4 protein-coding genes are annotated in these 4,402 nt (G+C 40.6%); all 4 read right to left on the bottom strand.

Features of this window, described 5'->3' with window-relative positions; genetic code table 11:
- Positions 1 to 1,405: ribonuclease Y (gene rny / locus QZ548_RS08180; RefSeq protein ID WP_295869605.1), on the bottom strand; the 1,405-nt coding region annotated here is incomplete at its 3' end.
- Between the two features lie 235 nt (positions 1,406 to 1,640).
- On the bottom strand, positions 1,641 to 2,084 hold the full coding sequence (locus tag QZ548_RS08175; RefSeq protein WP_295869603.1) for a regulatory protein RecX: 444 nt from the start codon (positions 2,082 to 2,084) through the stop codon (positions 1,641 to 1,643).
- A 2-nt stretch (positions 2,085 to 2,086) separates the two neighbouring features.
- Positions 2,087 to 3,127 (bottom strand): recombinase RecA, encoded by a 1,041-nt coding sequence (gene recA / locus QZ548_RS08170; RefSeq protein WP_105085877.1) that lies wholly within the window; start codon positions 3,125 to 3,127, stop codon positions 2,087 to 2,089.
- 4 nt (positions 3,128 to 3,131) lie between these two features.
- Positions 3,132 to 4,379 carry a competence/damage-inducible protein A gene (locus QZ548_RS08165; RefSeq protein ID WP_295869600.1) on the bottom strand — a complete coding sequence of 416 codons (1,248 nt, stop codon included), beginning with the start codon at positions 4,377 to 4,379 and terminating at the stop codon, positions 3,132 to 3,134.
- Positions 4,380 to 4,402 lie beyond the last annotated feature (23 nt).

The raw sequence follows: 4,402 nt of genomic DNA, 5'->3' as shown, positions 1-4,402 counted from the left end.
CAAGTAATGTAGACTCAGCTTCATCAATCTTATCCGGTTTTACTACAACGCGAATCTCACGACCTGCTTGAATAGCAAAGCATTTTTCAACGCCTTCGAAGGATTCAGCGATTTCTTCCAATTTAGATAAACGTTTTAAGTAGTTTTCTAATGTTTCTCGACGTGCTCCTGGACGAGCCGCAGAGATAGCATCAGCAGCTGCTACTAATACAGCTTCTACAGATTGGAACTCTTCATCACCATGATGAGCGCCAATGCAGTTAATCACTGCTGCGCTTTCACGATATTTACGAGCCACATCAACACCGATTTGAACATGAGAACCTTCAAGTTCACGGTCTAATGCTTTACCAATATCATGAATCAAGCCACCTCGTTTAGCCAATGTTACATCACAGCCTAGTTCAGCTGCCATTAAACCTGCTAAATGAGATACTTCAATAGAATGTTTCAAAACGTTTTGACCGTAACTAGTACGATATTTCAAACGACCTAAAATTTTAACAATTTCAGGATGTAAGCCATGAACATCAGCTTCAAATGTTGCTTGTTCACCAGCTTCTTTAATAGTTTGGTCAACCTCTTTACGAGCTTTACCAACCATTTCTTCAATACGAGCTGGATGGATACGACCATCTACAATCAATTTTTCTAAAGCAATACGAGCCACTTCACGACGAATTGGGTCGAAGCCAGAAAGAATAACTGCTTCTGGTGTGTCATCGATAATCAAGTCAATACCTGTTAATGTTTCGAGTGCGCGAATATTACGGCCCTCACGACCAATAATGCGGCCTTTCATTTCATCATTAGGCAATGCCACTACGGATACGGTAGTCTCCGCCACATGGTCAGCTGCGCAACGTTGGATTGCAGAGGAGATAATTTCTTTTGCTTTTTTCTCCGCATCATCCTTAGCTTGCTGCTCCATTTCCTTAACCATAATTGCCGTTTCATGACGAATTTCTTGTTCTACATTTGTTAACAAGATATTCTTAGCTTCTTCAAATGTCATGCCAGAAATACGTTCTAACTCTGCCATTTGTTTTTCATACAAAGCTTCAATTTTTTCACGGCTTTGGGCTAATTCAGCTTCTTTGCGATGTAAAGCTTCCTCTTTGTGCTCAATATTGTCTAATTTTTTATCCAAAGATTCTTCTTTTTGAAGAATACGACGTTCCATACGTTGAAGTTCAGAACGGCGATCTTTATTTTCTCGTTCCACATCGGAACGGAGCTTATGAATTTCTTCTTTAGCTTCTAATAAAGCTTCTTTCTTTTTAGACTCAGCTGTGCGCTCACCGTTAGCGATGATGCGTGCAGCCTCTTGTTCAGCTTGATTCAGTTTTCCTTCAGCAATATTTTTTCTAAAAAAATAGCCTGCTCCTAGTCCAATCAGTACCATTACCACTGCAATTAGACAATACTCTAAAATATGTCCCACATCCTCTAAAATCTGTCTCACCTCCTCTTAAATTCTCAAAATCGAGCTTTCATGCTCCTTTTTATGCCCTTCATGCATTAAATTATCATTTAGCCATATCATCATATAAATAAATAAGGCTATTATTAATTTTAGACTTGAAAGCCCTTTCTGTCAAGATTTTACAAGCCTGGTAAGGCCTCAGAAAAAGTACTATCTATTCATAAAAATCATTGCACACAACTTGGATAGTACTCGTTGAAAACCCTCTATATTTGAGAAAATTAAAGACTTTTACACGAGGGGTGCAGTCCTCATTGAGAATGGAGCCAAATTTCTTCTCCACCACACGATAGGCAGCCTTCACTTCATCATAAGAAGAAATTTCTTGGGGAATCTCAAGGCCCCGAAGTTTCATCTTTTGTTTAATCATGTAGGCCCCATATTTTTGCTCTTTCATTAAGTACGTTAATACCTGCTCAGATAAGCGCTCATCGTTGATATAATCATAGTCTCTAAGGCGTTCAAGGACCCGCTCAATGATTGGGTCCTCGAATTGTTTACGTTTCATTTTTTGTGTTAGTTCATAGGAACTAAGAAATCGTTGAGCTAGGAAGCGATACGCTTGATCCATAGCAGCTTGCATCGTTTCTTCACTCATGATTATACTTCTTCAGCTACTTCTTCACCGATTACATCGATTTCTTCTGTACCAACCGCTAATGTATCGCGAATAATACGATCAATCTCATCAGCGATTTGTGGATTGTCGAGTAAGTATTGTTTTGCCGCCTCTTTACCTTGGCCCATACGTTCCCCATTGTAGGAATACCATGCACCAGATTTATTGATGATTTCCATATTTGTACCGATATCGATAAGCGTACCAGCTTTAGAAATACCTTCACCATACATCAAGTCAAATTCTGCTGTTTTGAATGGAGGTGCTACTTTGTTTTTAACTACTTTAACTTTAGTGCGAGCACCAACGTTTTCATTGTTAGCTTTAATAAGTTCACCCTTACGAACATCAAGGCGTACAGAAGAATAGAATTTCAATGCACGACCACCTGTTGTAGTTTCAGGGTTACCAAACATAACGCCTACTTTTTCACGCAATTGGTTGATAAAAATAACAACAGTTTTAGACTTGCTGATAATACCAGTTAATTTACGCAATGCTTTACTCATCAAACGAGCTTGTAGGCCTACGTGAGCATCACCCATTTCGCCTTCGATTTCAGCTTTAGGAACTAAAGCGGCAACGGAGTCAACTACGACGATATCTACAGCGCCACTGCGAACAAGAGCTTCCGTAATTTCAAGAGCTTGCTCACCATTATCTGGTTGAGAAATCAATAAGTTATTAATATCTACGCCCAAGTTACGAGCATATACTGGATCCATCGCATGTTCCGCATCAATAAAAGCCGCAATGCCACCTTGTTTTTGTGCTTCTGCTACAGCGTGAAGTGCTACTGTTGTTTTACCAGAAGATTCTGGGCCGTAGATTTCAATAACACGACCACGAGGGAAACCACCTACGCCAACAGCGATATCGATAGCAAGAGAACCGGAGGAGATAACCTCTACGTTCATGCGATCAGCCGCTTCACCAAGACGCATAATAGCGCCTTTACCAAAGTCTTTTTCAATTTGTTTTAACGCGTTATCCAACGCTGCTTGTCTGCCATCTACAGCCATTATTTTATTTCCCCTTTTCTGTTATATAAGTATACACATAGTAAAGTGCTAGTTCTGCTGCACTTTGTCTAATATCTTCACGATTACCAATTAAATTAGCCTTATGAGCCACCGTTCCATGAGGTCCAGTAACCCCAAACCATACAAGACCAACTGGCTTTTCAGGACTACCACCGCCAGGACCAGCTATACCAGTCGTAGAAACGGCATATGTTGTTTGACCAACAGTTCGTGCCCCCTCAGCCATAGCCTTAGCAACTTGCTCACTAACGGCCCCATAGGTATCTAACATATCTTGAGGTACACCTAATACACGATGTTTGACATCATTACTATAGGAGATAACACCGCCCATATAGTATTCACTGCTGCCACTGACATTAGTCAACAACTTGCCGACTAAGCCAGAAGTACAGGATTCAGCAGTACTAATCGTACTATGTTCCTCTAATAAAGCACGACCCAGAGTTTCCTCCATGGAAATAGATAAATCGCGACCTACCCGAGAGCTTAACCGTTCTCGAATGATAGCATCCCAAGGATTGAGAAGCTCATATGCGGCCTCTAAGGTATCAGCCTTAGCCGTAATGCGCACCTCAATATAGCCTTTTTTGATTAACAACGCTATAGTCGGATTTGATTGATTCTTAATGAGATCCATTAAGGTATTTTCCAAATCAATTTCGCGAATATCATATATACCATATCGATAAGAGGTAACCACACCTTGTGAACCAAAGCGCTCATACAAATATGGAACTACACTATCTTGGAACATGCCCTTCATTTCACCAGGAGGTCCTGGCAAAAGAATATATGTAGTATCTCCGTCTTCAACGACAACACCTGGTGCTACACCTACCGGATTATGTAGTACCTTTGCACCTTCTGGCAATTGTGCTTCTCGACGACTTGCATCTGGCACAGTACGTTTTACACGTTGGAAAAATTTTTCAACCTCATACATCGCCTCTTGATTAAATATAATCTTCCGGCCCACAGAATCGGCCAATACATTCCGTGTAATATCGCCCTGTGTCGGGCCAAGCCCACCAGTACTAATAACAATGTCTGCCCGAGAGCTAGCTAACTGAAAAACTTCAGCCATACGCTTTGGGTTATCCCCTACGACAGATTGATGAGCAATAGTATATCCTAATTTATTTAATTCTTGTGCTAGCCAAGATACATTAGTGTTAACTGTATCACCTAGCAATAACTCTGAACCTGTAGAAATGAGTTCTACAATCATCAGATCACCTCCACAATCGAATG

The organism is uncultured Veillonella sp. (assembly GCF_915069625.1).
GTDB lineage: Bacteria > Bacillota > Negativicutes > Veillonellales > Veillonellaceae > Veillonella.
The sequence above is the reverse complement of the archived record's forward strand: the minus strand, read 5'-3'. Positions and strand labels throughout refer to the sequence as shown.

Coding starts and splice junctions, on each gene's coding strand:
- QZ548_RS08175 (WP_295869603.1), bottom strand. CDS start 2,084: ATGAGTGAAGAAACGATGCAAGCTGCTATGGATCAAGCGTATCGCTTC.
- recA (WP_105085877.1), bottom strand. CDS start 3,127: ATGGCTGTAGATGGCAGACAAGCAGCGTTGGATAACGCGTTAAAACAA.
- QZ548_RS08165 (WP_295869600.1), bottom strand. CDS start 4,379: ATGATTGTAGAACTCATTTCTACAGGTTCAGAGTTATTGCTAGGTGAT.